Below are 26,947 nucleotides of genomic sequence, written 5' to 3' on the forward strand. Positions count from 1 at the left end.
AAATTCAATCTTTTATCAGATTAAGCTTGAGATGCTTTTAGCTCAGCAACTTTTGCTTCAGACATTGGCTTAGTGATGATTGCAAGAACAATACATACTGCCATCATTGCTGCAGAGATAGTGTAAGCAAGGCCGTAGCTGTCGCCGTTAGTCATTGAGTAACCAACAACCGCTGTACCGATTGCACCACCGATACCCCATGCCGTGTATAGCACGCCGTAGTTTGTACCGTAGTTCTTAAGGCCGTAGAACTCTGCAGTTAGAGTTGGGAATACAGCAAGTAGAGTACCGTAACCAACCGCTGCAACCGCTGTACCGATGATTAGCGTGAACTCAGTGTTAAACGTAGCGAATAGAGCCATGTTTGCGCCTTGCAGGATGAATGCAAGTAGAAGAGTACGAACGCCACCGATCTTGTCAGCAAGCATACCAGCAGCAACACGACCGCCTGAGTTGAATACAGCAAGGATAGAAGCAAGGTAAACCGCGTTTGGTAGGTTAGCTTGTGCGCTTGCGATACTTGTGATGTTACCGATGATCATTAGACCAACAGAAGCTGCGAATGCGTACATGATCCATAGAGAGTAGAACTGAGGAGTCTTCAGCATTACTTTCCAAGATAGGTCTTCGCTCTTCTTAACAGCTTTTGGGGCTTGGCCAGCTTTTACTTTTGGTTCAGCTGGTGAGTAACCCGCTGGTGGGTTGTTGATAGTTGCTGCTAGAGGTACTGCAATCGCTAGTACACCAGCACCAAGAATCTTAAAGCTTGTTTGGATGCCCATGCTCTCGATAAGAGCCGCTGTTACTGGAGCAAGGTAAATTGCTGCTAGACCGAAGCCTGCTGCGATTAGACCGTTAACCATACCTTTCTTAGAAGGGTGGAACCACTTCATTGCAGAAGGAGAAAGACAAGCGTAACCGAAGCCGATACCAGCACCTGCTACAACACCAAATGTGATGTTTAGCATCAGTGGAGATGTCGCGAAGCCAGACGCGATCATACCAAGACCAGTTAGTGCAGTACCAAGGATAAGGATCTTACGTGGACCCATGCGGTCTTGCAGGATACCAGCAACTAGAAGACAGATAGAGAATGTGATTGTTGCAGTCGCGTATGGTGCTGATGCTTCAGCTGCAGACCATCCTTCACCTTGCAGGGCTTTGTTAAATACACTCCAAGCATACAGGATGCCAAGACAAAGGTTGATACAGAAGCCTGCTAGCAGGATACGTGTAGCTTTATCAATCTTGCTCATTTTTATTCTCGTTTCTGTCATCCATTGAGTGAAGCACTCAAAAGAAAACGGGTTATTGTGATGGTTTATTCAAAATTAGTTTGCGTTTATCAACAGATAGCGCAAAAGAGCGCGGATTATAACCAATAAAAATGTGATTGGAATCTCTTTTTACCTTTTTATCAAAATAAAACTTGAGTTGTTAAAGAACTGTTTTTTATAGGTGTTGTAGTTGTTGTTAACACCTTTCTTTTTTGTACAAAATGGTCATTCATTCCTCACTATTCATAGCCTTGAGCTAAGCCTTCTCGGTAGCACCCCTACAAAGCGTGCGATCATCACATCATTGCAATTAATTTTAAATTATTTCGATGGTTAATTTTGTGTAACAAAATAAATCAATTTGGCCAATATTCGCCACAAAGCCAGAGGGGACTTAGTTTCTTAAAAACCATAATGTTAAGTTATTGTTAACGGCTAATTTCTATGACTGTCTCGGTTACAATTTGTTCAATTCTTGGGCTTGTTTTGTGCGAAAAAAGTGGGAAAATAGTACGCAAACTGAGATTCCAAATTTGAAAGGATGCGTTTCTAGTCTACATGAGGCGAGTATTATGAAACTATTTTTAATTCTATTGATGTCGATTACGGGTGGTGTTGCAGCTGCTGATCATATTCATTCTTTCTTGTTCGGCTTCTATATTGCGGCTTTGGCTGTAGGTAGTTGCTACTGGCTGGCATTTCGCAGCACGCGTTTCCCACAATTGGCTCTAGTGCTACTGTTGTGTGGCTTCTTCGCAAAAATTGCGGTTACGGTTATCGGTGTTTCTTGGGGTATTTCGAATGATATTATCCAGTCACCGTTTATCTTCTCGTTGTCTTACTTGTTCTTCCTAGTGGTTGTGTCTTACGTATGGTTCTCTTACCGCGATAAGCTAACGCTAAAGAAACGTGAGAAGCAGATTGAAGAGGCTCGCAAGCAAGCGGCATAATTCAAAACAGATTCTAAAAAGCCTTCTTCGGAAGGCTTTTTTACGTCTGGAATAAATGAAAATACCCCCAAGAGATGAGAGTCTGTTGGGGGTATTTGCTTATCCGAGGTATTTGAAGATTAGGCTATTTCTTCATCATCTTTGCAAGATCAGCAAATGGGTTATGCGTCGCATGCTGGTGGTTATCGAGTTCTGCTTTCGCATCCACGCCATAACGTTCATGGTCAGTGTACTTAGAATGTTCGTGATCATGACAGTACAGGCATAACAGTTCCCAATTACTGCCGTCTTCGGGGTTATTGGTATGGTCGTGATCAACGTGGTGGACCGTTAACTCACGCAGGTTTGAATAAACAAACTCTCGTGCGCACTTTCCACAAACCCAAGGGTAGAGTTTCAGTGCTTTTTCACGGTAGCCACTCTCTTTTCGTGCATACGCGGCACTTGAACCATTGTAATCAGACGACATTGCTAAATTCCTAGTTATTGTATTGGCGTGATTTTATCACAGCTATCTTCAAGTCGTTGTTGAGTCACCGCAAATCATCTTTCAATTTTCAACGATGTGTTTCAAGTTCACTGGTGTAGCTCTATGTTCACTGTTGTAACTACTAGTTCATTGGTGTAGCAACCGGCTTCTCTAGATTTGGTGAACTCGGTTATTTCTTTCTGGAATAAGCCATGCTTAACAGTTTGAAAATAAATCGTATTCGGGGGTTTTAACCGAGAGTATGTGACCTAATATCAGTTTGTGAGACCCTATATCAATAAGGAAATACTATGTCAGAACAATACACTCCACCGAAAGTTTGGGTAAACAATACCGACGGCGGAAATAAATGGGCAAACATCAACAGCCCTGAATCTGGCGCGAGATTCGAACGCGAACTGCCAGTTGGCGAACACGCATTTCAGCTTTACTCGCTAGGCACTCCGAACGGTCAAAAAGTTACGATTATGCTTGAAGAGCTATTGGCACAAGGCGTGAAAGAAGCCGAGTACGATGCTTATCTGATCAACATCGGTGAGTCGGATCAATTCTCTTCTGGTTTTGTGGGTGTGAACCCGAACTCTAAGATTCCAGCATTAGTTGATAAGTCTGGCGACGAAGCGGTTAATATTTTTGAGTCGGCTTCGATTCTGATGCATTTAGCAGAGAAATTTGGTCACTTCTTACCAAAAGAGGGTGCTGCGCGTACTCAAGCGATCAACTGGTTGTTCTGGGCACAAGGCTCAGCCCCATTCTTAGGTGGCGGTTTTGGTCACTTCTACGCTTACGCTGACGAAAAGCAAGAGTACCCAATCAACCGCTTTGCGATGGAAGCAAAACGTCAGTTGGATGTACTAGATAAACAGCTAGCAAACAACGAGTTTGTCTCTGGTGACGAACTGACCATTGCTGACATCGCGATTTGGCCATGGTACGGCAATCTAGTGCTTGGCAACCTGTACGATGCGGCAGAGTTCCTACAAGTGGAGTCGTACACTAATGTTGTGCGCTGGGCGAAGCAGCTTGAAACGCGTGAAGGCTTCCAACGCGGTCGTATTATCAATCGTTCATGGGGCGAAGAGTGGGAACAAGTACCAGAGCGTCACTCGGCGGAAGATATCGATAAAGTTTTGAGACTAAAGCCTGAGTAATGCTGGCTTTGTGATCGCAGAGAAGCTTATTGAGGATGAAAGCTTTTGGTGGATTATCTTCGAAAAGTCGAACTATCAAGCGGTAAGCTTCTTTGTTCAGTCACTCAAACTTATGTAAACTACCGCCATCATATTGTTTAAGGATGGTTTTATGTACCACGGTCATGTGTATTTTGCTCTGCGAAACGCTGAACAAGCTGAAGCGCTTCGTCAGAAGATCATTACAGAGCGAAAAGATGTTCTTGAAGTTTTCCCGTTGGTTCAACGTCTTGTAGGCCCACATAAAATGCCTATGTTCGAGATGCATTTTGCTAATAAAGATTCAGGCATTGTTGAATGGCTTGAACAGGAGCGCGGCGATATGTCAGTGCTTATCCACCCTGTGACTGGCGGTGAAGAAACACTGGATCATACGGTTCGTGCTATTTGGCTTGGTCGAGAGCTGGGTGTCTTTGAAGAGACATTATCCAGCTAGTGCGTATGCCAATCTAGCTTGAAAAACACAAAACCCCGATACTCATTGAGCGTCGGGTTTTTCTTTTATGCGTTCATGGTTTGCTTTTGTCTGTTCCGAGTTTGCTAAAGCAATCAAGGTAATACAAATGATTAAGCTAACTACGCCAGCTATTACCCAACAACAAAGACACAGCAACTGAGGCGCCCAATGCAATGAGTATGTTGGTCATATTCAATCCCCAAATCGCAACACAAACCGCGACAGTCACGATTGCCCATAATAAGGTTTCTAGTATCCAAGTGCCCATTTGTTGACTCCTCTATTTCGATATAGATTTAGGATATCAGCGAGAAGGTAACCACTTGGTAACCGGGTTTCGAAAACGAATGCAGTGGTCGTTATTCCTTGCTGTCAGTGAATTGGACGCAAACTGTAAATTTATCTTGATGTTGTTGATGACTAAGCTGCCAACCTTGACTGTGACAGACGCGTTCAACCAGTTCTAGACCAATACCAAAGGATGTATCGCGGGATCCTTTACCTGACATATTAGGATCTGGTGTGGTGTTACTGATTTCAAACCCTTCTTTACCCAGCAACATAGCCACATTACCTTGACCACCATGTTGAAATGCATTGCGGACCAGATTGGTGAGCACCACTTCGACGAGCTCTTTAGGTTGGTAAATTTCGCCACAACTGACGTTTGTTTCTACCTCGACCTGTTTTTGGGAAAGCAAATATCGCTGCCCATCGACGATTTTATCGAGTAAAGCCTCTGTCTCTATTGATTCATATTGAGTGTCTAGATTGTTGTTGCGGCTCATCCATAAAAGAGTGATAACCAGGCTTTGCATACTTTGCACAGAGCGTTGGATGCGCGCCACGGCTCGTTGCGCACTTCCTGGAATTTGTTCAGATAAACGTTCCAACATGTCACCACTGGCTGAGATAGTGGTGATCGGTGTACGCAGTTCATGGCTGGCCGCACGAAGGAAAAACCTTTCTCGGTCGTTCGCACTTCGCTCTCCCTCAACACTGCGAATGAGTTGTTCGGATAGTGTATGGATCTCGTTGTAACGAACGTTCTTTAGTTTACTGACATCTTCAAGGTCGAGAGTCTGTGACCAACTGGAGAGTGCCATAATGGGTTTGGTTAATCGGTAGACCAGCAACCTTATTACCAAGAACACCAATAGAAGGAGTGCGCCAATCACCAAGAAAGCGGAGTTGAACTGGGTGACAGACTCTGGAGGACTCAACTCAAACAGAGTCAGGTAAAGCGCTTCATCGTATTCCGACACGATATATAAGATCTCGGAACTGCCGGGAACAGGGTGCTTCGCGGCATACAGATATTTGCCGTAACCTTGTTCGGAATTAGACGGTAAATACGCCTCATATATTTCATCCGCTTGGAAATCTCGCCAAACAAAGGCTTGTTGGAATTTAAGTGGGATTTGTGAAGGCTCTAAGAACACCTGAAAGGTAGGGTTGTCACTGCGAGGTGCTTCTCCTGTCGTCACGAAGTGTTGCTCAGCTGCTTTTAGTTCATAGAGGAAACCGTATTTAGCACTCTCATTGATCCCGATATGGTAGCTTTGCGAGACCATCAGCGCGTAGGCCCCGGTGAGTAGCAACAATAGCCCAAATAGATAGAGGTAGATGTCTCTTCTGATGCTGACTCGCTTCATGACTCTTCCTTTCGCAATGCTACACCAACGCCGTGAACGGTATGGATAAGTTTGGAGTCAAATGGTGCATCGACCACTTTTCTCAGCTTGAACAGTTGAGCTTTAAAGCTATCAGATGTTGGAAATTCGTCTTCCCATGCTTCCTCTAACTTCGCTCGCGTAACCACGTTGGGGCTAGTTCTAACGAGTGTCACCAACATGCGCCAGCAGACAGGAGAGAGCTTTAATGGTTTGCCGTCGCGAGTTGCTTGGTGTGTATTGAGGTCAACGGAAATGCCGTTAGCAGCAAGGGTAGAAACTCCGCCTTGCGCACGACGTATGAGTGCCATCAAACGTACTTTAAGCTCTTCCATCGCAAAAGGTTTGACGAGATAGTCATCTGACCCTACATCAAACCCTGCGATTTTGTCTTCGAGCGTATCACGCGCAGTAAGCATGAGGATTGGCGTTGTAATGCCTTGGGCTCGTAGCGATTGGCATACATCAAGTCCATCCATTTTCGGCATGTTAATGTCGGTCAGGATCAAATCATAATTGCCATCGAGGGCGAGGTTTAACCCCGCCGCACCGTTATAAGCAAAATCAAACTCGAAGCCATCGAGTTCCATATAGTCGGCGATGGCTTCAGCGAGATCACTGTCATCTTCAATTAAAAGTGCGTGAATGCTCATGGGTCTCCTTTTTTGATTCTCGTTCCCTTCTCCAAGCCCATATTGGCGGTTGTACTAAGAGTTGAAATCGATACGGCCAGTTGGGTGCATTCCATAGTTGGCTCAAGAGCTTAGCATATCCGTGGAAGTATACTTTAAGTGGATTCACAGAGTTGATTCTAGGGAATACACCATATCGCACGGTCTCTTCTTCTCTGGCGAAGGTTCCAAACATGCGATCCCAAATGATCAAAATGCCTGCGTAGTTCTTGTCGAGATACTGCTTATTGGTCGCATGGTGAACCCTATGATGTGATGGTGTATTGAACACCGCTTCGATAGGGCGCGGAAATTTCTTCACCGTTTCAGTATGTAGCAGCGTTTGATACAGCTGAACAAAAGTCTCACACATCAATACCACGAACGGATTGAACCCAAGAAGGATCAACGGCAGGTGGAAGAAGAATGGGAAAAACCAATCTAACGGCCCGAATCGGTACGCAACGGAAATGTTGAAATACGGCGAACTGTGGTGAACAGAGTGTGTACCCCATGCAAACCCATTGCTGTGAAGGAAGCGGTGCTCCCAGTAGTAAGCGAGGTCCGCCAATATCAGACAGCCGATAATTGTCCATCCAGTGATTGGCAGTTGAGTCAGGCTAAAGTTGTCGTACGCGAAGACAAACGCACCGACATATGCGAGACCAACAAAAAACACGGTCACCAACAGGAAAAACAGCGTAACAAAGTTGGTCAGGCTATCTCCTAACATGTTCCAAGATAACTTCTTCTTGAATGCGTAGCGGACGAGTTCAATGATAAACAGAGCTAAAGCAACGAGGACGAAATTGTCGTCCACCCATGTTTCGCTGAATATGATTTGGCCTTCACTGAAGACCTGAGACAGAAATTCCATGACGATTATCCTTATCGGTTCTATTTATAGTAGACATAAAGTTCGCTGGAATCGGGCAATCCATGCTGATTGAGGTAGTGGCGTTCGAGTACAGCCTCTACGTCACGTCGATAATCGATCATCTCCCAAGCGCTGGTTAGCTCCGTATCGTCATGTTTTCCTTTGTTGAGCAATGTGACCGCTTTATTAAGGCTTGAGAAGCGAGCGCTGGGTTTAACATCTGAGCTTGCCTTTTGTCGGAAACCAACCGTAACTTTTGCTTCACTGAAATCACGTGCTATCTCTTGGTAGAGAACGATCACTTCGTCGCTAACCACATTCTCGGAACTGAGATTCTTGTTTTTCCCTAATTCTACTTGTTCATAAAAGCTCGCCCAAACTTGCGGGACGGACTGCAATGTGACGGCTTGGGTAACGCCAATCACGGCACCCGGTTGGGTCATATCGAATCCTGCATCTGAGGAGGAATCTCTGGCTAAGGAAGCTTCAGCTGAAGATGTATCTGTTTTCGAGGCTAATGGTCCAATCTTTGCGATTGCAGGTTGCACTTGCAAGGCTCCCCAAATCGAAGCCGTGATAGCGGTTGTAGTGAGTAACGAAGCGAGCAATTTCATAATTTCTCTCCCTGTAGATGGTAAACCATGGACAAATTGGCCATGGGAATTGGTTAAGCACCAGTGCAAATTTGGGTGCGTTCCTGTGTTGAAACAGAAGATAACCAAGGGGAGGTAATCAAAAGGTAACCAAGGAGAAAAACGTCAATACAGCAATCTGGGACACTTTTTTCAACGTCGAATTGGTAATACTGGCGCCATAATTATTCGTGGGGTCAATAATGAGTCTCAAACAACCCATATCCTTAATCACCATTATCCAATTGAATTTGTGGAAGGTTCTGCTGACTTGGCTGATGGTACTTGTCGAAAACGTCATGCTGATCTTATTGCCACTGTTTATTGGTTTCGCTATCGACGGTGTGCTTGAACAAGATCTTCAACCGCTTTTGATGTTGGCTTTATGTCTCTTCGCGTTAGTGATCGTCAGTGTGGTTCGACGCTTCTACGACACCCGTGTTTATGGAGCTATTCGAGTAAAACTCGCTAATTTAGTTGAGCGCAACCTGCGTGGGTTAGAGCTGTCGGCTAAAGATGCGCGCTTAACCATGTCTCGTGAGCTGGTGGACTTTCTAGAAGAAGATTTACCGTCATTGATGACTGCCGTGGTGCAGTTGATTGCGACTGTGGTGATTTTGGCGACGTTCGATCAAACACTGGCGCTTTCTATGTTGGGGGCAGGTGTCGGCATGCTCATTATCTACGGCCTGTTCCATCGCACTTTCACTCGTTTAAACGGTGAGTTTAACGATCAAATCGAGCAACAAGTCTCGCTGCTTGGCGCTGCGAAGCTTTCAGCGATCAGACGTCACTTCGAACGTTTAAAGCGCTGTGAAGTAAAGCTTTCTGACACCGAAGCCATCGTCTACGGGCTGATCTTTGCGTTGCTGTTTTCAGCAGTGCTCGGAAATCTATGGTTGGTGAGCTACATGGATTCACCAACGCCGGGGCAGGTGTTCTCTATCGTGACCTATTCATTGGAGTTCGTTGAGACTGCGGTTCTGCTACCTATCACCCTACAAACCCTCTCTCGACTTGGCGAAATAAGCCAACGTCTAAATCAGAAAAATAATCGACAGGTTATCAAGGAGAAGCCTTATGAAGTTTAAAAAGTCGCTTTCCATTGTCCTCGGCTGCGTGGCGATACTCGCGGCTTTAATTCTCGTGGACGAGTTAGAACCCGATCCGGTGCTCCCAGAGTCCAAAGAGGTTGTTCTTGCGCCTGTATCCATTATTGAAGTTGAACCGAAATCCTACGAGGCGTCTCTGACCTTGTTGGCTGTGACTCAATCGCGCTGGCCAATACAGTTGAAAGCGTCAAGCAGTGCTCAATTAGCTTGGGTTAATTTGGAAAGGGAACCCGGTACTTTAGTGAAAAAGGGCGATGTGCTAGCCAAATTAGATAATAGCGCTTTGCGTTCCAATGTGGCGATGACACTGAGTCAGGTCAAACAAGCTGAGCTGAATCTTAAGCAGATAGAGCATGAACAAACTGTGGCACTCAAAATGCTCAACCCTAGTAAAAGCTCAGCGTTTGCGCGCAAAGAGCCGCAAGTAGCCGCGGCTAAAGCAGAGTTAACACAAGCAAAACAGGCTTACCAAAGTGCAACAAAACTATTGGAAGAGTCGACCATTGTTGCTCCCTTTGATGCAGTGATTATGAGCCGTCATGTGAGCCCTGGTGAATGGATAGAAGCGGGGCAAGCTACCTTTGACTTAGCAGCTAGTGATTCGATTGATGTTGCTCTTCCTGTGTCGGAATTGCATTGGGCAAGAGTGCAGCAAGCGGTGATTACTGGGCAAGAAGCTTCTCAATCAGAGATTACCGTGGTTGGTCGCTCTGGGCAGCAATGGTCTGCAGAAGTGCGTTACGTGTCTCCAAACGTTGATAGCGTTACTCGCCAAAGACAAGTGGTGCTCTCGGTTCAAAATCCGTATCAGGTGCCTCGTTTGTTCCCTAATCAACAGGTTGAGGTGAAAGTGAATCTAGGTGAGCAGAGCAATGTTAGCTCGCTTCCTATGAGCAGTTTAACGCGTGATGGTTATGTCTGGACGCTAGATAGTCATGACCAACTACAAAAAGAGCGAGTGACCTTGGTAGAAGAGACTCAAGATCAAGTGCACGTGAAGTTTGCTCACCACCAAAACAAAACTCGTTCTGTAGTTAAGTATCCGCTGTCTTCAATGTTAGCAGGTAAGCAAGTTGCGCCGATTCGTGCGGTAGATAGCTTTGAAAGTAACACGGCTATTGCTTCTAAAGCACCTCAACAAGTGGAGGTAACCCCATGAGTTGGTTAACCAAGTGGTTTATTCATAACCCTGTTGCCGCCAACCTGCTCATGATGGCGATTGTGGTGAGCGGAGTGCTCTCATTTGGGCACTTAAGAGTAGAGTCTTTTCCGCAGGTCGCTCCTTCTTCTGTGGTCATCAACGTCGCGTATCCGGGCGGTACAGCGAAGCAGATTGATGAGAGTGTTACGCAGCGAATCGAAGAATCGATAAGTGGGATTGCGGGTATTAAGCAGATCACCAGTCAATCCAGCGCTGGTGAGTCTCAAGTTGTGGTGCGTAAGACCAGTTCGACCGATCTTGATAAGTTGTTGGATGATGTGCGTAACCAAGTGAATGCCATCAACGGTTTTCCAGTTCAGGCTGAAAAACCGCAAGTCGTGCGCAATGAATTTACCAACCTAGCAGCGTTTGTGATTGTGTCTGGACCAAGGTCGGACGCTGAACTTCAGCCTATTGCTAGGCAAGTCGAGCAGGCATTAAAAAAGCATCCACAGATCTCAAAAGTATCGAACTGGGGATCTCGTAGTCCTCAATTGATTATTGAGCCTAAGCCACAAGAGCTAGAGAACTTAGGGATTACCCTAGAAGATCTCGCCGGGATGATTGAGCAGCGCTCATTTGAGTCCCGCACTGGGGAGCTGTTGAGCAGTAAAGGGCGAGTGATCATTCGTGGTGACGGCTACGCCGATGACTTACAGAAGCTTAATGATTTGGTTGTAATCGCCAATGCGAACGGCAAGGTGCGATTGGGCGATATTGCAACGCTTAGCCGAGGCTATGAGCAGAGCGGATCGATCGTGCGTAACAACGGTTCCAACGCGATTGCCTTGCTGATCAGTACCAGTCAAAGCGACAACCTATTAAAGGTAAGCGAAGCCGTACAATCGGTACTCGATGAACAGCGAGCAGTGCTACCTTCAGACATTACGCTCGACACCATGGCGGACATGGCACCCTACATTGAAGATCAGCTATTTCGTCTAGGTGATAATGCTTGGCAGGGCTTGCTGATTGTTATCGTCTTGCTCGGCTTATTTTTGGAGCTTAAGCTTGCATTCTGGGTTGCTGTTGGGATTCCAGTGGCATTAGCCGGAACTTTGGTCGCGATGCAACTTGCCAACTACAGCGTCAATGACATTACCTTGTTTGGTTTTATCTTAGTACTCGGGATCTTAGTGGATGACGCTGTGGTTGTGGGGGAAGCAATACATGAAAAACGCGCGTCAACACCAGCGGGGAAACCTATCGACCCTAAGCTCGCCGCTTGGCAAGGCGTACATTCTGTTTCGATTGCAACGGTGTTTGGTGTGCTGACGACTATAGCAGCGTTCTCACCGATGCTTTGGATTAATAATGAGTTAGCTAAAGTGCTGGCGGGTTTCTCTGCGGTGGTGATCTTTGCTCTGCTTTTCTCATTGGTAGAGAGTAAATTCATATTGCCATCGCATCTGGCGCATATCTCGGCTAAGCCAAAAGAGAACTGGATAAGTCGAATTCAGGGTATGGCTCAGAATGGCTTACAAGCGTTCAACCTCAAAGTGTACAAGCCAATTCTAGAGCATGCGTTGAAGTATAAACTGGCTTCACTGATGGGTTTCGTCGCGATGATCACCTTGGCTTACGGCATGTGGTCGAATGGCGCGATACGCAGCTCACTGTTTCCTGAAATTCCAGGGCGCTACATCACCGCCAAAATCGAATTGGAAGATGGCGCGCCAATTCCATTGCAACAACAGGCTTTGTCTCAAGTTGAGTCTGCGATGGAAAAGGTAGAGAAAAGCCTACTCGAAGACTACCCATTGAGTGAATCACCTGTCGTTAACTTGCTTGCATGGTCGGACGGGTATGGTGAGGTTGAGGTAACGGCGGAGCTTACCACCGAATCACTGACCGTTTTACCGAGCAATTTGCTGATCAACCGTTGGCGAGAAACGACGGGTGTGATTGAAGGCGCTTACTCAACCCAATTTAGCGCAGCCGAAGAGCCTGCTGGTGGAACCTTCATTACGGTGTCCGCTGATGATAGAGCACTGGCTAAGTTGGTGAGCAACCAGCTCGCACAAACGCTGGTGAACTTAAATGGTGTTTCAGATGTGTATGATGATGGGCAAGCTGGATCGCCTCAGGTTCGAATTGTAGTAAACCAATTTGGTGAGCAGTTAGGCCTGACTCAGGAGAAGCTCGCTAAACTTGTGGGGCAGGCTTACGGTGAACGTGAAGTCCATCGCCTACTTGAGAAAGGGCAGGAAACCAAAGTACTACTGCAATATGCTCGAGAGCAGCGTCAGACTCTGTCTCAACTTGAACAAGCCTTGATTCGCTTACCCGATGGAGGCTCGGTATTGCTAGGTGATGTGGCGGCCCTGCAATATGAGCAAGAACCAGAAGTGGTTTATCGCCGTAACCGTGAACAGGTGCTTAACCTATACTGGAAGCAAAACCGAGATATTCAGTCGCCAGAGCAGACGTTGAAGCAGTTAGATGAAGCTATTGCGGCGTTGGAGGTTCAATACCCAGAGGTGACGATAAAAGCTGGTGGCGAGTTTGAAGAGATTGGCGAGGTATCATCTGGCTTCAAAACCGCAATGATTCTGACCCTGCTACTGATCTATATTTTGTTGGCAGTACCTCTTAAATCTTACTGGCAACCCTTTATCATTATGGCGGTGATACCGTTTGGGTTTGCTGGTGCGATCTTCGGTCACTACATTATGGGTTTGCCAATCAGCTTGCTCTCGATGTTCGGTATGATGGCGATGACAGGCATTGTAATTAATGACTCACTGGTATTGATCACGCGCTTCAATAGTGAGTACCGAAGTGGCGTTCCTCTGCAGCAAGCTTTGGTGACGGCAGGAACGAGTCGTTTAAGGGCGATATTCCTAACCACAATTACGACAGTTTGTGGTTTGTTGCCGCTACTAAGTGAAACTGCTGAGCAAGCCCAGTACTTGAAGCCTGCGGCGGTATCCTTGGTGTTTGGTGAATTGTTCGCGACAGCTGTCACTTTGATTCTGATTCCGGTGTTACTGGGGCGGTTTTGCCGCAAAGCACCTAAAGTCGAGCGAACTGAGTTGGTATTGGAGGGGGCTTCATGAAAGTTGAAGCGCAAACAAAGCAATATAACTTAAAGAACCACATACGCCGCAACGGGAAAGATATGAGTCGTAAGGAAGAGAATGAGTTAGACAATTCGACAAGGCAGCCAGCATTTCAGTTAGTGCCGGAGGTAGCTTTGTTGAAGTCGCTTCCTGAGCACTTGCAAAAGCGCTTTACGCAAGCACTAACCATGATGCATGAAGAGTGGGCAGAGCGACGCTCGTGGGAAGAAATCGCGACCGAATCCGCAATCTCGCCTTACCATTTTCATCGCCAGTTTTCTGAGCTGTTCAATGAAACGCCAGGGCAATATCTAGCGCGAATTCGCCTGCAAACGGCGGTAGGGTTACTGCTGAATGATGAACCTTGGAGCACCATGGAAATCGCGCAATATTGCGGCTTTTCATCGTCCCAAGCTTTAGGCAAAGCGCTAAAAAGAGATCTTGGCGTGACGGCAAAACAGATCCGAAAAATGGGCTACGAAGCGACGCCACGAGAGACGGCGGATTTCCTTAAGCAGCTTGCTCACCCAAGTGGCGAGGAGTCAATGGAGAGCGAATTAGCTAAAACGATTCCGACTGAATTGAAGTGGTTTCCAGAGCGAGGTATGAAAGACCTCAAGCTGGATGATCCGGATTGGGACACGGTATTTGAACTGTATGGTAAGAAGTCGACCAAGTTGATGAGCATTACACCGCTGCATCAAATGCGAAAAACATGGGATGAAATCGACTTGTGTGTGGGGAATTGGGATGTCGCTCCTGCGCTCTATGATGTGGTGATTCCTGAAGGGCACTACTTATGTAGCGAGGTCTATTTGGTATCGGATGTCGGTTACAGCGCCGCGTTGGAATCTTTGTTTGACTGCGTTGAGCAGCAAGGGCTAGAGCTAGATCCGGAGCGCCACTTAGTTGAAATGATCTTAGGTATAGATACGACAGGAGTGGAGGGGGTGACCTTTTCTTTCCAGCTACCAGTTTTAGGTCAACACAATCTAACCGCCCAAGATAATGAGTAATAAAAAGGCTCCTCAAATGAGGAGCCTTTGTTCTGCTAACGAGCAGCTTTATAGGAGCTTAATGGAGTGGGGGTTAAGCTTCTGCAGTTACCTTTGAATCGCTCATCTTTTTAAGCGCTGCGTAACCGAAACCAGTTACCGCTGTACCCGCTGCAATCGCCACTAGGTACATAAGTACAGGAGAGATAGCACCTGGAATCAGTAGAACGAATAGACCACCGTGTGGAGCCATCAGTTGTGCGCCAAACAGCATTGATAGAGCACCAGTCAGAGCACCACCTGCCATACATGCTGGGATAACACGCATTGGGTCTTTCGCTGCGAATGGAATAGCACCTTCAGAGATGAAACATAGACCAAGAACGAATGACGCTTTACCTGCTTCACGCTCGCCCGCTTCAAACTTGTCTTTCACTAGGAAAGTCGCAAGGCCCATACCTAGAGCTGGAACCATACCTGCTGCCATGATAGCTGCCATTGGTGCGTAAGTTTGAGAAGCCAGTAGACCAACACCGAATGTGTAAGCTGCTTTGTTTACTGGACCACCAAGGTCGAAACACATCATTGCGCCTAGAATCACACCCAGAAGAATCGCGTTAGACGTACCCATGTTGTTTAGGAAGTCTGTCATCGCGCTCATTACGCCAGAAACAGGGCCACCTACGATGTACACCATCACAAGGCCAGTGAACAAGCTCGCGATAAATGGAATGATAAGAATTGGCTTCAGTGCTTCCATAGATTGTGGAAGTTGAACCTTGTCAGCAATGAATTTCGCTGAGTAACCTGCAATGAAACCTGCCGCGATACCACCTAGGAAGCCAGCGCCTGTTGAGCTAGCCAGCATACCGCCGATTAGACCCGGAGCCAGACCCGGACGGTCAGCAATTGAGAATGCAATGAAGCCAGCAAGAACCGGGATCATCAGTGCGAATGCTGAACCACCACCGATAGTCATCAGTGCTGCAGCTAGCGTACCTTCTTCTTTAAACGCTTCGATACCGAATACGAAAGAGAGTGCGATGATCAAACCACCCGCTACAACAACAGGTAGCATGTGAGATACACCTGTCATTAGGTGCTTGTATACGCCTTTCTTCTCGTCAGCAGGTGCTGCTTGTGAAGAAGAAGCTGTGTGTTGATATGGTTTTGCTTCAGCGAACGCTTTTTCAAACTCTTGAGTTGTCTTTTTAAGCGCAGGACCCGTTGTTGTTTTGTACAGTGGCTTACCATCAAAACGGTCGAGTGGGACGTCGATATCCGCAGCGATGATGACAAGATCCGCCTCTGCAATCTCTTGATCCGTCAGTTGGTTCTTAGCACCTACAGAGCCACGAGTTTCCACCTTGATTTGGTGACCAAGACGCTGGCCTTCGTTCTCTAGTGCTTCAGCCGCCATGAAAGTGTGAGCTACACCCGTCGGACATGCCGTAATCGCAACAATCTTCTTAGCGCCGCTTGCTACTACTTCAGTTGCAGCGGTCGTTACTTGTGAAGCGTCCAACCCAGTTGCGTTTGCTACTGCGCTTTCAAGAAATGCTTTTGCGTCTGCAGTACACTCAGAGATTGGCGCTTGGTAAACCTTCTTGCCAACAAAGCGCTGTGTGTCTACGTCCGTGTTTGCGGCAATAACGACAGCGTCGCTGTTTGCAATCGTTTCTTTTGAAACGGCTTCACTTGGAAGAACGCTTGACTGGCACTCAATATTGGCACTCCAACCTAGCTCTTTTGCGGCTTTCTCAAGCAGACCTGCTGCGATGATGCTGTTTGCAACGCCACTTGGGCATGCGGTGATAATGGTAATATTCATAGTAAACCTTTGTCCTATTTGCTTGACTCAAACTGGTCAGTTGGAGTGGTAAGCGCCTGTAATTGGATATTTTGTAGTACTGAGTCCAGCTCTTTTTGGCTAGTTAAACCCACGCCGACTTGAGACACAGCAAGTGCCGAAAGGGCGGTGGCAAATTTGATTAATTCTGGTTTAGGCATCTGTTGCATGTGACCCCAACATAGGCCAGCGACTAAGGTGTCGCCCGCACCAACTGTGCTCACGACTTGCATACGTGGTGGTTGTGAGTGAATCCACTCACCATTGTTTAGCCACATCACGCCATCTGCTCCCAGAGAAACAACAATGTTCTCAATGCCTTTCTCGCTCAATGCTTGGCCTGCAAGTTGGCATTGGTCACGGCTCGTTAGCTCCGCGTTGAACAGTTGAGACAGCTCTTCGTCGTTCGGCTTGATAAGCCAAGGCTGAGCATTGATACCGGCTTTTAGCGCATCGCGGCTGCTGTCGAATAATACCTTCTTACCTAGGTCGCGTAGGCGTTGTACCCAAGAAGCACAAAGTTCTGGAGATACGCCTTGAGGTAAGCTACCTGCAATTACGAAGTACTCGTGGTCTTCTGCAAGCTCTAGCAGTGTTTTTTCAAATGCGCTGATCGCATCTTGATCAACTGGTACACCTGGGAAGTTAATGTCACTAACTTGGCCGGAGGTTTCCACTAGCTTAACGTTGATGCGCGTTGCGCCGTCGACACGGATGAAGCGGTCGGTTGCACCCATTTCTGCAAACAGTTGGCAAAATGCCTCTTCATTGTTGCGACCCAAGAAACCTGTAACGGTTACTTTTGCGCCCAGCTCAGACAGCACTTTTGCTACGTTTACGCCTTTGCCCGCGGCGTGTAGCGAACCTTGGTTTACCAAGCTCACTGAACCTACGTTTAGCGTATCAACGCTACCTGTCAGGTCTAATGCTGGGTTCAGCGTTACCGTAACGGCTTTGATTTGCTTTAATTCAGTCATTGCTAATCCTTAACCTTCACCAAGGCCAGAAGCGATAGCTTTACCAATTGATTCAATAGCTTGTGCTGCATCGTCACCTTCAGCCGTGAATTGCAGCTGGTGGCCATGTTTCACGCCAAGCGCGATAACTTTCATTAGGCTTTTCGCGTTCACTTCTTTGCCGTCGCCGTCTAGGTTGGATACGCGAATTGCTGCATCGAATTTCTTCGCTTCTGCAACCAGCATTGCGCCAGGGCGAGCGTGTAAGCCGTGTGCGTTTTTGATCTTAAAGATTGCTTGGTTGTCTGAGCCTTCAGCAGCAGTGCTTGGTGCTTCACCTTTTAGTTGAGCAATCACGCCTTCGATGTCTGAATCGATCAGAGCGTTTTGCTTACCTTCAAAAACCAGTTGGCTTAGGTTTGCTAGGATGTTTTGGTGTGCGCTATTACATGCTGCGAATGCGACAAGCGCTTTCACTTGAGTGCCTTCAAACTCACAATCATTGGCTGTTGAAACGAATGACACCGCAGTGCGAGTCACGCCTTTGTCACTACCGATAAGCCACAAACCTTGGCCCAAGTGAGTTGGTGTTTTAGTCACTAGATCAGCAACGAATGCATTATCTGCACAACCTGTGTTTTTCAGTAGGCCACCTGCAACGGCAGACATTTGTACCATGTCGCTTGCTGGGAATTTAAGTTGAACCAAAGAAGCGTCTAGGTCTGATTCAAGCTGAACTTCACCGTGAAGTAGGGCGATGATTTCGTCTTCTGTTTTCGCTTGTTGCAGCTTTTGCTCAACGCCGTCAGCAGAAAGAACTTTGGTTAGCTGCTTTAGAATACCTAAGTGTTCGTCTGATTTTGCTGCAATACCGATTGCTACGTAAACACGGTTGCCATCTGCCCAGTCGATGCCTTCAGGGAAGTGGTGTACTGCAACGCCAGTCTCTTTTACTAAACCACGAGTGTCTGTTGTGCCATGAGGGATAGCGATACCGTTACCAAGGAAAGTTGAGTTTTGGTTCTCACGGTTCAGCATTCCTTCTACGTAACCTTTATCAACCAGACCTTTCTCAGTCAGTTTGCCAGCGATGTTACGAATAGCTTGGAACTTATCTTGCGCAGATTGACCAAGCGAAATGTCAGATTTAGTTAGTTTAAGCATGTTGCCTCTTTAGCTTATTGCTTTGTTTGAGCGTGTCGCTTCATTGTTGCTGTTATCCCGATTCAGGTTCTGCTTATTGAGTGCTGAACACCTTGCTGAATGTTAAGCTGAATCGGTTCAGCAAAAAGAGTAAAAAAATTCAGCAAAGCCCAGTTCTCTTGATAAAACTGATATTGCTGCTCACCGTGCCTCGTTTCCTTTTAAAGATAGTCTTAAAAGATAGTCATCAATCTCAAAGTCGCTAAAAAAAGATGATTGGAGTCACTTTTCGGATTTTGCTGAATCCTTTCAGCTTTCATACTGAATCGATTCAGCATATAATTCAACTATTCCGAGGATCAGAACTTTGGTTATATGATCCTACGCACAAAATACAGGCCCTTGATATGACACTTGATGAAATAGCGAAACTGGCGGGTGTATCTAAAACCACCGCAAGCTATGTGATTAATGGTAAAGCTCAGAAGTACCGCATCAGCGAGAAAACGCAGCAGAAGGTGATGGCCGTGGTGAACGAGCACAACTACCGTCCAGACCACGCAGCATCGTCATTGAGGGCAGGTAACAGCCGTTCATTTGGTTTGATTATTCCAGACCTAGAGAACAGCAGTTATGCACGTTTAGCTAAGTTGATTGAGCAAAACTCTCGCAAAGTGGGTTATCAGATCTTAATTGGCTGTTCGGACGACGACGCTGAAACCGAGCGAAAAGTAGCGGAAGCCCTTGTGAGTCGCCGTATTGATGCTTTGCTTGTCGCAAGCTCGATGCCGGACGCTAACGAGTTCTATCTGCAACTTCAAAAGTCAGGAACGCCAGTTATCGCCATTGACCGTCCGTTAGACGATGAGCACTTTGCCTGTGTGATCAGTGAAGATTTCGAAGCGGCGTTTGAACTGACGCACTCTATTCTTGATGACAATATTCAAAGCATTGGCTTAATTGGTGCCTTACCTGACCTAAACATCTCGCGTGAGCGTCAGTTGGGGTTTGAAGCGGCCAATAAAGCGCATACCCAACAAAACGGGCTGAAAGAGAACAAACTTACGGTTGTCGGTTATGGTGAACACTTCGATAGAGAATCAGGACGCGAAATCTTTGAAGAGTGGATTGTGAAAGGCACGATACCTGATGCGATCGTCACTATGTCCTACACCTTGTTAGAAGGGGTACTGGATGTGATGGTTGAAAAGCCTGAGTTGGTTAATCAAGTTAAGCTAGCGACTTTTGGTGACAACCGTTTGTTGGATTTCCTACCATTTAAAGTCCATTCACTGCCACAACAGTTTGAGGTTATTGCAGACAGCGCATTCGCGTTGGCATTGAACGCTTCAGCAAAACGCTACCAGTCAGGCATTGAACTGGTGCCGCGAAGCCTTGTAAAGCGTAGCTAACCTAGCCAATGCCGTTAGTGTAAGCTCTAATTTCTTATCCAAGCCTCAGCGCCATTAAAGTGCTGAGGCTTTTTTATTGAATCAACAAACCGAATTCGACCAGCGCGACAATACCTAACAATAGGGCCAGTACCTTCCAAAACTGGATTGGGTTTCTATTGAGTAGTGGTTGCTGGGTTTTACGTTTCACTAGTTTAGAGTTTGGTGTGTAGAGATCAGAGATAAAGTCACCGAGCACGGAGTAACGCTCAGTTGGCTGCTCAGCACACGCCTTTTGTAACACCAAGTCAAACCAAGCGGGTAAGTCTGAACGAAGGCGCGTAATAGGCTGATAGTGCCATTGATGATGACGAGATTGAGCCAAAGATCGCGGCGTCATTTCAGGATAAGGGAGTTGTCCTGTCAGCATTTCATAACCAATTACCGCTACCGAGAACAGATCAGAGCGCGTGGTCGCAATATTCTGCTTAATGGTTTCCGGAGCGATGTAGTTGACGGCGCCAAGCGGAACCGCATCTTCTTCAACGGGTAAACCTTCTTCGATGCCGCGAATCAATACTGCGCCAAGGTCGATGAGCTTAATATCGCCATTCGGTAGTAACATGATGTTTTCGGGCTTCAGATCGCGATGAACCATGTCAGCACGTTGAAGTACACGAATGCCCTGAATGATCTTTTCTAGAATCGTGCGCACTTCTGGCAAGCTTGGTTTGGGGTTGTCGTACATCCACTGCCTTAAGGTTACGCCCTCAACCATCTCACACACTTGATAAAGAAACTGCGAACGTTCATCAGTCGGGTAGACCTTCATAATGCGTTTGTTGTTAAGCAGCATGCCTGCCCACTGTTCGTTGTAAAACGCTTTGAGCTGCGCTGGATCGTCGTGATATTGCATTGAAGGTACTTTAATCACGAATTCAGTTTGGGTCTGGGTTTGCATCACACGATATACGTGGCTGCGGGTGCCAGAGTAGAGCACTTCCAACACCTGAAACTGGTCGATCATCTGCCCAAGTTTTAATACCGGAGGAATGACACGCGTCGCGAGCTTTTCATGAAACTCAATCAATGAGGGCTTAGGCAGTTGCGTTACCTCTATCATCAAGCAGCTGACGTTATCCTTACTGTGCATTGCTAGGGCTTTGTTGCAGATCGCCTGAGTTGCCAGTTCAAAGTCATTCTGGTTATTGCTTCCTTCGATCAGGTCTTCTTCATCAACAAACTCATGCACACCATCGGTTGTCAGAATGAAACGGTCCTTTGCCTTAATAGGCAGGGCTTGGTAATCAACGTTCAGTTGGCTATCCATACCGAGAGCGCGCGTGAGGTAGTGGGTATTCACCAAGTTTTTGCGAGTATGATCGCGGGTTAGCTGCTGAATTTTGCCATCACGCAGTAAGTAGATACGGCTGTCACCAACATGGAAGATATGAGCCGTATTAGATTTGATGATCACCGCGCTGAATGTCGAGACCATGGTGTTGTGTGCGAGCTGCTTATCGTCATCCAGTTCAGAGAAGGAGGCGTTGAACAGCCAAGAGTTCAGAGACGTCAGCACCTTCTGGGCCGAGCGTTGAATGCTCCAGCTCTCCGGTGTTGCGTAGTAGTCAGTGATAAACTGCATCACACTGGTGTGACTGGCTTTTTGCCCCTGTTCACTGCAACTCACACCATCGGCAATACATGCCACGCTGCCCTTGAACTCTTGTTCGGCACGGGTTTTAGGGTGCTTAACGATAATCGCATCCTGATTTTCGTTTCTTACTCCTTGATGTGAGTAACCACCATAGTTTAGCTTGAGTTGGTTGCTTGCCTGCGGGTGAATGCCTTGTCCCGTGTCCGGCGCTGCTGTTTGGCTTTGGCTAAATGAGAGAGTCATAACGTCCTTGCTCCTATCTACTCATTGTTTGAAAAGGAAGGGAAAGAACAAAAGCTCCGGTCATAAACAAGAGCTTTTGAACGAAGTAACCGAGTGTCGCATTCCCGGTTACTTCTCCCGATATCATTCAATGAGTGGTTAGCTCGATACGTTAATCAGCGTCACACTACCATCGTCATTTACTTCAGCAATTTGACCATTTGGCTCTTCCATAAACATCAGAGTCAGGAAGCCAAGTACCGCCGTTGCTGCAATCACAAGGAAGAACGTTTGGTAGCTCACAAATGAAAGCACTGTTAGGTAAACTACCGCACCCACGTTACCGTAAGCACCTGTCATACCCGCGATTTGACCCGTCATACGACGCTTAATCAGAGGTACTGTCGCAAATACAGCACCTTCACCTGCTTGTACGAAGAAAGAACACGCCATTGCTGCAACAACCGCTAGCCATACTGGCCATGTGCTGTCGACTTGACCCATTGCGAAGTAACCCACAGCTAGACCTGCAGTTAGGATAAGCAGCGTTGGTTTACGGCCGAATTTATCTGAAATCCAACCACCACCTGGGCGAGACATTAGGTTCATAAAGGCGTAGGCCGAAGCCACCATACCTGCAAGTACCGGCGTTAGTTCGAAGGTTTCAGAGAAGAACAGTGGCAGCATAGAAACAACAGCCAGCTCTGAACCAAATGTCGCGAAGTAAAGAACGTTAAGTACCGCAACCTGCTTAAATTTGTACTGGTGAATCTCTGGCACTTCTTCCTTGAAGACGTTCTTATTCACTTTCCAAACTTGAGATACTTCATACACATATAGTGCAGCTAGTACCGCATACACACCGTATACTGCTGAGTCTGACAGCATGCCGATACCTGATGGAGACAGTTTCCAAGCCAGTAGCGCAAGAGCCGCGTACATAGGGATCTTCATGATGAGTAGAAAGAAAAAGTCACCCTTAGACGTTACTTCCATCGCTGTAATTTGTGCAGGTTTGAAGTAAGTAGAGCCTTTTGGTGTATCCGATACGTTTTTGTAAAAGATAACTGAGAACAGAAGGCTCATTGCACCTGTCACACCTACTGCATAACGCCAGCCATCTTCGCCACCGAATACTAGTGCTAATGTAGGAAGTGTAAATGCCGCAGCTGCTGAGCCAAAGTTACCCCAACCACCGTAGATACCTTCTGCTGTACCTAGCTCGTTATGTGGGAACCACTCAGACACCAAGCGAATACCTACTACGAAACCAGCACCGATGAAGCCGAGTAGGAAACGTGCGATAGCTGCTTGCATGAACGAATCAGCGAGCGCGAACATGAAACACGGAATCGAACAGATTGCGAGTAGAGCAGAGTAGACCAATCTTGGACCATAGCGGTCGGTCAGCATACCGATGGCGACACGCGCCGGAATGGTCAACGCAACGTTTAAGATTAAGAGAGTTTTGATCTCTTCAGTGGTTAAGCCTAAAGAGGTTTTTACCATTTGCAGTAGTGGCGCAAAGTTGAACCAAACTACAAAGGTGATGAAAAAGGCAATCCAGCTAAGGTGTAAGATTTTCATCTTACCTGTAAATGAGAGCAGCGAAAATTTTGAGTTATCCATGTATTAAATCCTTTAAATATGGAAAGTGTCTAGAGTTCTTCTAGCCGTTCACATGCCAACTCCGTAGCGAGCCTAAATACTTAATTATAGGCGGCTAAGGCATGAGTTTGGGTGATTCTGAAATACGACCTAATGCGTGATTAGCTTGCTAACGCTTCGGGTGCCAGTACTTGAATATCGTTACCTTGTCTGCGCACTTCAAAGCGAGTCAGAGCGTGTTCAGGCTCTTCCAAGCAAGCTCCTGTCTCTAGATGGTAATGCTGCTTGTAAAGGGGAGAAGCGACGTACGGCTCTCCACTTAACGAGCCAATAATACCACGTGACATGACATTGGCTTTACCAATTGGGTCGAAATTTGAAAGGCCATAAATCTTGTCACTGCGCTTGCAGTAAAAGATCGCGACTTGATGATCAGCCACTTTGGCACACACACCCGCGTTGGGCGTTAGATCCTCTTGGGAGCAAACAGTGGTCCAGTTTTCCATGACAGTCTCCTTGTCAATTTGTTGAGTCTTAGATTTTGTTCAATTTCCTAAAAATGAAGGTCGTAAAGAAAGAAGGTCGCTAGCAGAGTATTGCGTAGTGAAGGGCCTGCTAACGACCAAACTGGCTACGAGACTTCCGTAATTTCAATCTGTTTAGAGCTATTCAATGCTTGAGTGCGCTCGGCATCGTGGTCAGTGTTGATACTTGGTTTCGGGAAGCGCTGTTCGCGTTCGGTAATGAACGACAGGCTCTTATCCATCTCGTCACTGTTGATGTAGTGTTGGAAGCGTTTCATCTTCACTGGATTCTCGATGGTGGTCTTCCACTCACATTGGTACTTCTCGATGTTGAGCGCGATGTCCGCTTCCAGTTCAGCCGCGACATTGAGCTTGTCTTCAATCACCACTTCTTTGAGGTAGTCCAAGCCGCCCTCTAGGTTCTCCATCCAAACAGAGGTACGTTGTAAGCGGTCAGCAGTACGGGTGTAGAACATCAATACGCGGTCGATGTATTGAATCAGTGTTTTCTCATCGAGGTCGGTTGCGAATAGGTCGGCGTGACGTGGACGCATACCGCCGTTACCACACACGTATAGGTTCCAGCCTTTGTCGGTAGCGATAACGCCAATGTCTTTTGATTGTGCTTCGGCACACTCACGAGTACAGCCAGATACGGCGAATTTGATCTTATGAGGTGAACGTAGGCCCTTGTAGCGGTTCTCGAGTTTGATTGCGAGGCCGACACTGTCGTTAACGCCGTAGCGACACCAAGTGCTGCCGACACAAGACTTCACTGTACGAACCGATTTACCGTAGGCATGGCCGGTTTCAAAGCCTGCATCAATCAGCCTTTTCCAAATAGCGGGTAGTTCGTTTAGCTGTGCCCCGAATAGGTCGACACGCTGACCGCCGGTAATTTTGGTGTAGAGGTTGTACTCTTTCGCCACTTCACCGAGCACAATCAGTCTGTCTGGGGTGATTTCTCCACCTGCGATACGTGGTACGACGGAGTAGGTGCCATCTTTTTGCATGTTACCAAGGTAGATATCGTTGGTGTCTTGTAGCTCGATGTGCTCATCTTCAAGGATGTAGTCGTTCCAGTAAGAGGCGAGAATAGAGCCAATCGCAGGCTTACACACGGTACAACCTAAGCCTTGGCCATGAGACTCCAACAGTTCATCGAAGGTCTTGATCTTGTTGACACGGATAATGTCGGTCAGCTCTTGGCGAGAGTAGGCAAAGTGCTCACAGATATCGTTAGAAACCTCAACACCTAGGTTGCTTAGTTCGCTGTCTAATACTTGTTTGGCAAGAGCAGAACAGCCACCACAACCCGTCGAAGCATTGGTCGACTCTTTCAGTGCTGCCATTGTTGTACAGCCAGCTGAAACCGCTTCTTTGATATCGCCTTTGGTTACGTCGAAACATGAACAGATCACGGCGCTGTCTGGAAGGGCTTCGACACCCATCGCGCTGCCAGAATCATCAGCGAGGTTCGGGAGAATCAGTACCGATGGGTTTTCTGGCAGTGGCATATCGTTTTGCTTGATTTGCAGCAGTGAACCGTAAGCTTCGGCATCACCCACCAACACCGCACCAACGATCTTCTTACCATCAGCTGAGATGATTAGTCGTTTGTAAACCTGTTCGATTTCATCGTTATAAGTGTAAGATTGCGCACCTTCTGTTTGACCGTGTACTTCACCGATACTGGCTACATCCACGCCTAGCAGTTTAAGTTTGGTGCTCATGTCTGCACCGGTGAAGCTGCTTTCATCTTCACCATCAGAAAGGATGTGGCTAGCCGCAACCTTCGCCATAGAGTAGCCCGGAGCCACTAAGCCGAAGATCTTGTTATCCCACAGTGCACACTCACCAATCGCGTAGACATCATCGATGTTGGTTTGGCAGTAATCATCAATCACGATACCGCCACGCTCTCCAATCGCGATATCAGAACTACGAGCCAATGCGTCTTGAGGGCGAATACCGGCAGAGAATACAATCATGTCGGTTTCAAGGTGTGTGCCGTCTGCAAAGTTCATACGGTAGCGAGCGGTTTCACCTGCCACAATCTCAGAGGTCGCTTTCTCGGTGTGAACCTGTACGCCTAAGTCTTCAATCTTACGGCGTAGTAGGGCACCGCCGCCCTCATCGAGTTGAACCGCCATTAAGCGAGGCGCGAACTCGACCACATGCGTCTCTAAGCCAAGGTTTTTCACTGCGTTAGCCGCTTCTAAACCGAGCAGGCCACCGCCGATTACCACGCCCGATTTACTTTGCTTACTCGACAGCTCAATCGCATCTAAGTCTTCAATGGTGCGGTAGACGTGACAGTGTTCTTGGTCGTTACCCGGGATTGGTGGAACGAATGGGAATGAGCCAGTAGCAAGAATCAGTTTGTCGTAGCTTTCACGATGTCCGCTGTCGGTGACTACTGCTTTGTTTTCGGTATCAAGCTCAGTCACCTTGGCATTCACTAAGTACTTAACGCCATTCTCTTGATAGTAAGCTTCGCTGGTGAGGGCTAAGTCGTCTGCTGACTTGCCGTTGAAGTAAGCAGTGAGCTGAACACGGTCGTAGGCAAGACGCGATTCCTCACTAAAGGTGATGACTTCATATTGGTCTGAGTCAGCTTGAATGATGTTGTCGATAAATTTGTGGCCAACCATGCCATTACCAACGACGACAATTTTCTTTTTGCTCATAGTAAATTCCTTTTTTGCTGGCTTCCTAGCGTTTCTAAAAACAGTCCACTCTCAATGGTGGGTAATTTGCTGTTCTTCCAATGAACTTAAAAACTGTGAATTTTGGGTTGTTGGTATTTAGGGCAGCAAGTAGGGTGCCAGATAAAAAAGGGGATCGTAAAAAATAATATTAATTAATATATTCAATGGCTTAACTAAATAACAAACGACTCAATTACCCCTAAAGTGGTAGGTTTGAAAAGTAAGAGATTTATGAAAATGAGCCTTTGTGGTGCAAAATTGATCAACATGGTGCAAATATCTCAATATTTCTTCGGTTG

General features: G+C 46.9%; 22 protein-coding genes. 8 read left to right on the forward strand and 14 right to left on the reverse strand.

The window, feature by feature from the left end:
* Positions 1-20: 20 nt before the first annotated feature.
* Positions 21-1,256 (reverse strand): OFA family MFS transporter, encoded by a 1,236-nt coding sequence (locus FIV04_RS20985; protein ID WP_032552300.1) that lies wholly within the window; start codon positions 1,254-1,256, stop codon positions 21-23.
* A 593-nt stretch (positions 1,257-1,849) separates the two neighbouring features.
* Between FIV04_RS20985 and FIV04_RS20990 the strand changes: the two genes are divergently transcribed.
* Positions 1,850-2,227 carry an NADH:ubiquinone oxidoreductase gene (locus tag FIV04_RS20990; protein ID WP_150897323.1) on the forward strand — a complete coding sequence of 126 codons (378 nt, stop codon included), beginning with the start codon at positions 1,850-1,852 and terminating at the stop codon, positions 2,225-2,227.
* A gap of 124 nt (positions 2,228-2,351) precedes the next feature.
* On the opposite strand, the gene FIV04_RS20995 is transcribed toward FIV04_RS20990, so the two are convergent.
* Complete coding sequence (locus FIV04_RS20995; protein ID WP_032552302.1) at positions 2,352-2,696, reverse strand: YajD family HNH nuclease; 345 nt, start codon at positions 2,694-2,696, stop codon at positions 2,352-2,354.
* A gap of 311 nt (positions 2,697-3,007) precedes the next feature.
* Between FIV04_RS20995 and yghU the strand changes: the two genes are divergently transcribed.
* The gene (gene yghU / locus FIV04_RS21000; RefSeq protein ID WP_152470394.1) at positions 3,008-3,868 is read left to right on the forward strand and encodes a glutathione-dependent disulfide-bond oxidoreductase; all 861 of its coding nucleotides are present in this window, start codon (positions 3,008-3,010) and stop codon (positions 3,866-3,868) included.
* 151 nt (positions 3,869-4,019) lie between these two features.
* The gene (locus tag FIV04_RS21005; RefSeq protein WP_150868771.1) at positions 4,020-4,343 is read left to right on the forward strand and encodes a DOPA 4,5-dioxygenase family protein; all 324 of its coding nucleotides are present in this window, start codon (positions 4,020-4,022) and stop codon (positions 4,341-4,343) included.
* Positions 4,344-4,479: 136 nt separating this feature from the next.
* Here FIV04_RS21005 and FIV04_RS27005 read toward each other — a convergent pair whose 3' ends face one another.
* The 5 genes from FIV04_RS27005 to FIV04_RS21025 all read right to left on the reverse strand — a co-directional run bounded on the left by FIV04_RS27005 (position 4,480) and on the right by FIV04_RS21025 (position 8,199).
* On the reverse strand, positions 4,480-4,632 hold the full coding sequence (locus FIV04_RS27005; protein WP_167332352.1) for a hypothetical protein: 153 nt from the start codon (positions 4,630-4,632) through the stop codon (positions 4,480-4,482).
* Between the two features lie 91 nt (positions 4,633-4,723).
* Positions 4,724-6,019: a HAMP domain-containing sensor histidine kinase gene (locus FIV04_RS21010; RefSeq protein WP_152470395.1), complete on the reverse strand. Its 1,296-nt coding sequence runs from the start codon at positions 6,017-6,019 to the stop codon at positions 4,724-4,726.
* Positions 6,016-6,690, reverse strand: coding sequence for a response regulator transcription factor (locus FIV04_RS21015; protein WP_152470396.1), 675 nt, complete (start codon positions 6,688-6,690; stop codon positions 6,016-6,018). Before FIV04_RS21015 ends, FIV04_RS21010 begins: the two co-directional genes overlap by 4 nt.
* A complete protein-coding gene (locus FIV04_RS21020; protein WP_152470397.1) occupies positions 6,665-7,585 on the reverse strand; it encodes a sterol desaturase family protein in 921 nt (306 codons plus the stop codon). The genes FIV04_RS21015 and FIV04_RS21020 overlap by 26 nt, the downstream gene beginning before the upstream one ends.
* A 20-nt stretch (positions 7,586-7,605) precedes the next feature.
* Positions 7,606-8,199, reverse strand: coding sequence for a hypothetical protein (locus FIV04_RS21025; protein WP_152470398.1), 594 nt, complete (start codon positions 8,197-8,199; stop codon positions 7,606-7,608).
* A gap of 221 nt (positions 8,200-8,420) precedes the next feature.
* On the opposite strand from FIV04_RS21025, the gene FIV04_RS21030 reads away from it, so the two are divergent.
* From FIV04_RS21030 to FIV04_RS21045, 4 genes are all read left to right on the forward strand, one after another.
* Positions 8,421-9,308, forward strand: a complete 888-nt coding sequence (locus FIV04_RS21030) for an ABC transporter six-transmembrane domain-containing protein (protein WP_152470399.1) — start codon at positions 8,421-8,423, stop codon at positions 9,306-9,308.
* A complete protein-coding gene (locus FIV04_RS21035) occupies positions 9,298-10,488 on the forward strand; it encodes an efflux RND transporter periplasmic adaptor subunit (protein ID WP_152470400.1) in 1,191 nt (396 codons plus the stop codon). The genes FIV04_RS21030 and FIV04_RS21035 overlap by 11 nt, the downstream gene beginning before the upstream one ends.
* Positions 10,485-13,589 (forward strand): efflux RND transporter permease subunit, encoded by a 3,105-nt coding sequence (locus FIV04_RS21040; RefSeq protein WP_152470401.1) that lies wholly within the window; start codon positions 10,485-10,487, stop codon positions 13,587-13,589. Before FIV04_RS21035 ends, FIV04_RS21040 begins: the two co-directional genes overlap by 4 nt.
* Positions 13,590-13,651: 62 nt before the next feature.
* Positions 13,652-14,608 carry a helix-turn-helix transcriptional regulator gene (locus FIV04_RS21045; RefSeq protein ID WP_253895551.1) on the forward strand — a complete coding sequence of 319 codons (957 nt, stop codon included), beginning with the start codon at positions 13,652-13,654 and terminating at the stop codon, positions 14,606-14,608.
* Positions 14,609-14,681: 73 nt separating this feature from the next.
* Here the strand turns inward: FIV04_RS21045 and fruA are convergent, their stop codons facing one another.
* Genes fruA through fruB form a run of 3 tightly spaced genes read right to left on the reverse strand, consistent with a single transcriptional unit; the run spans position 14,682 to position 18,556 of the window.
* Positions 14,682-16,418, reverse strand: coding sequence for a PTS fructose transporter subunit IIBC (fruA, locus tag FIV04_RS21050; protein WP_152470403.1), 1,737 nt, complete (start codon positions 16,416-16,418; stop codon positions 14,682-14,684).
* A gap of 14 nt (positions 16,419-16,432) precedes the next feature.
* Positions 16,433-17,413, reverse strand: coding sequence for a 1-phosphofructokinase (pfkB, locus tag FIV04_RS21055; protein ID WP_152470404.1), 981 nt, complete (start codon positions 17,411-17,413; stop codon positions 16,433-16,435).
* A gap of 9 nt (positions 17,414-17,422) precedes the next feature.
* Complete coding sequence (gene fruB, locus FIV04_RS21060; protein ID WP_152470405.1) at positions 17,423-18,556, reverse strand: fused PTS fructose transporter subunit IIA/HPr protein; 1,134 nt, start codon at positions 18,554-18,556, stop codon at positions 17,423-17,425.
* Positions 18,557-18,942: 386 nt separating this feature from the next.
* On the opposite strand from fruB, the gene cra reads away from it, so the two are divergent.
* Positions 18,943-19,947, forward strand: a complete 1,005-nt coding sequence (gene cra / locus FIV04_RS21065) for a catabolite repressor/activator (RefSeq protein ID WP_152470406.1) — start codon at positions 18,943-18,945, stop codon at positions 19,945-19,947.
* A 73-nt stretch (positions 19,948-20,020) separates the two neighbouring features.
* On the opposite strand, the gene FIV04_RS21070 is transcribed toward cra, so the two are convergent.
* From FIV04_RS21070 to nirB, 4 genes are all read right to left on the reverse strand, one after another.
* The gene (locus tag FIV04_RS21070) at positions 20,021-21,826 is read right to left on the reverse strand and encodes a bifunctional protein-serine/threonine kinase/phosphatase (RefSeq protein ID WP_152470407.1); all 1,806 of its coding nucleotides are present in this window, start codon (positions 21,824-21,826) and stop codon (positions 20,021-20,023) included.
* Positions 21,827-21,964: 138 nt separating this feature from the next.
* Positions 21,965-23,434, reverse strand: a complete 1,470-nt coding sequence (locus FIV04_RS21075; protein ID WP_152470408.1) for a NarK family nitrate/nitrite MFS transporter — start codon at positions 23,432-23,434, stop codon at positions 21,965-21,967.
* Between the two features lie 140 nt (positions 23,435-23,574).
* On the reverse strand, positions 23,575-23,919 hold the full coding sequence (nirD, locus tag FIV04_RS21080; protein WP_032552319.1) for a nitrite reductase small subunit NirD: 345 nt from the start codon (positions 23,917-23,919) through the stop codon (positions 23,575-23,577).
* A gap of 125 nt (positions 23,920-24,044) precedes the next feature.
* Positions 24,045-26,627: a nitrite reductase large subunit NirB gene (gene nirB / locus FIV04_RS21085; RefSeq protein WP_152470409.1), complete on the reverse strand. Its 2,583-nt coding sequence runs from the start codon at positions 26,625-26,627 to the stop codon at positions 24,045-24,047.
* Between the last annotated feature and the right edge of the window lie 320 nt (positions 26,628-26,947).

Origin of the sequence: Vibrio sp. THAF190c, assembly GCF_009363355.1 — a bacterium.
Classification (GTDB): Bacteria; Pseudomonadota; Gammaproteobacteria; order Enterobacterales; family Vibrionaceae; genus Vibrio; species Vibrio fortis_A.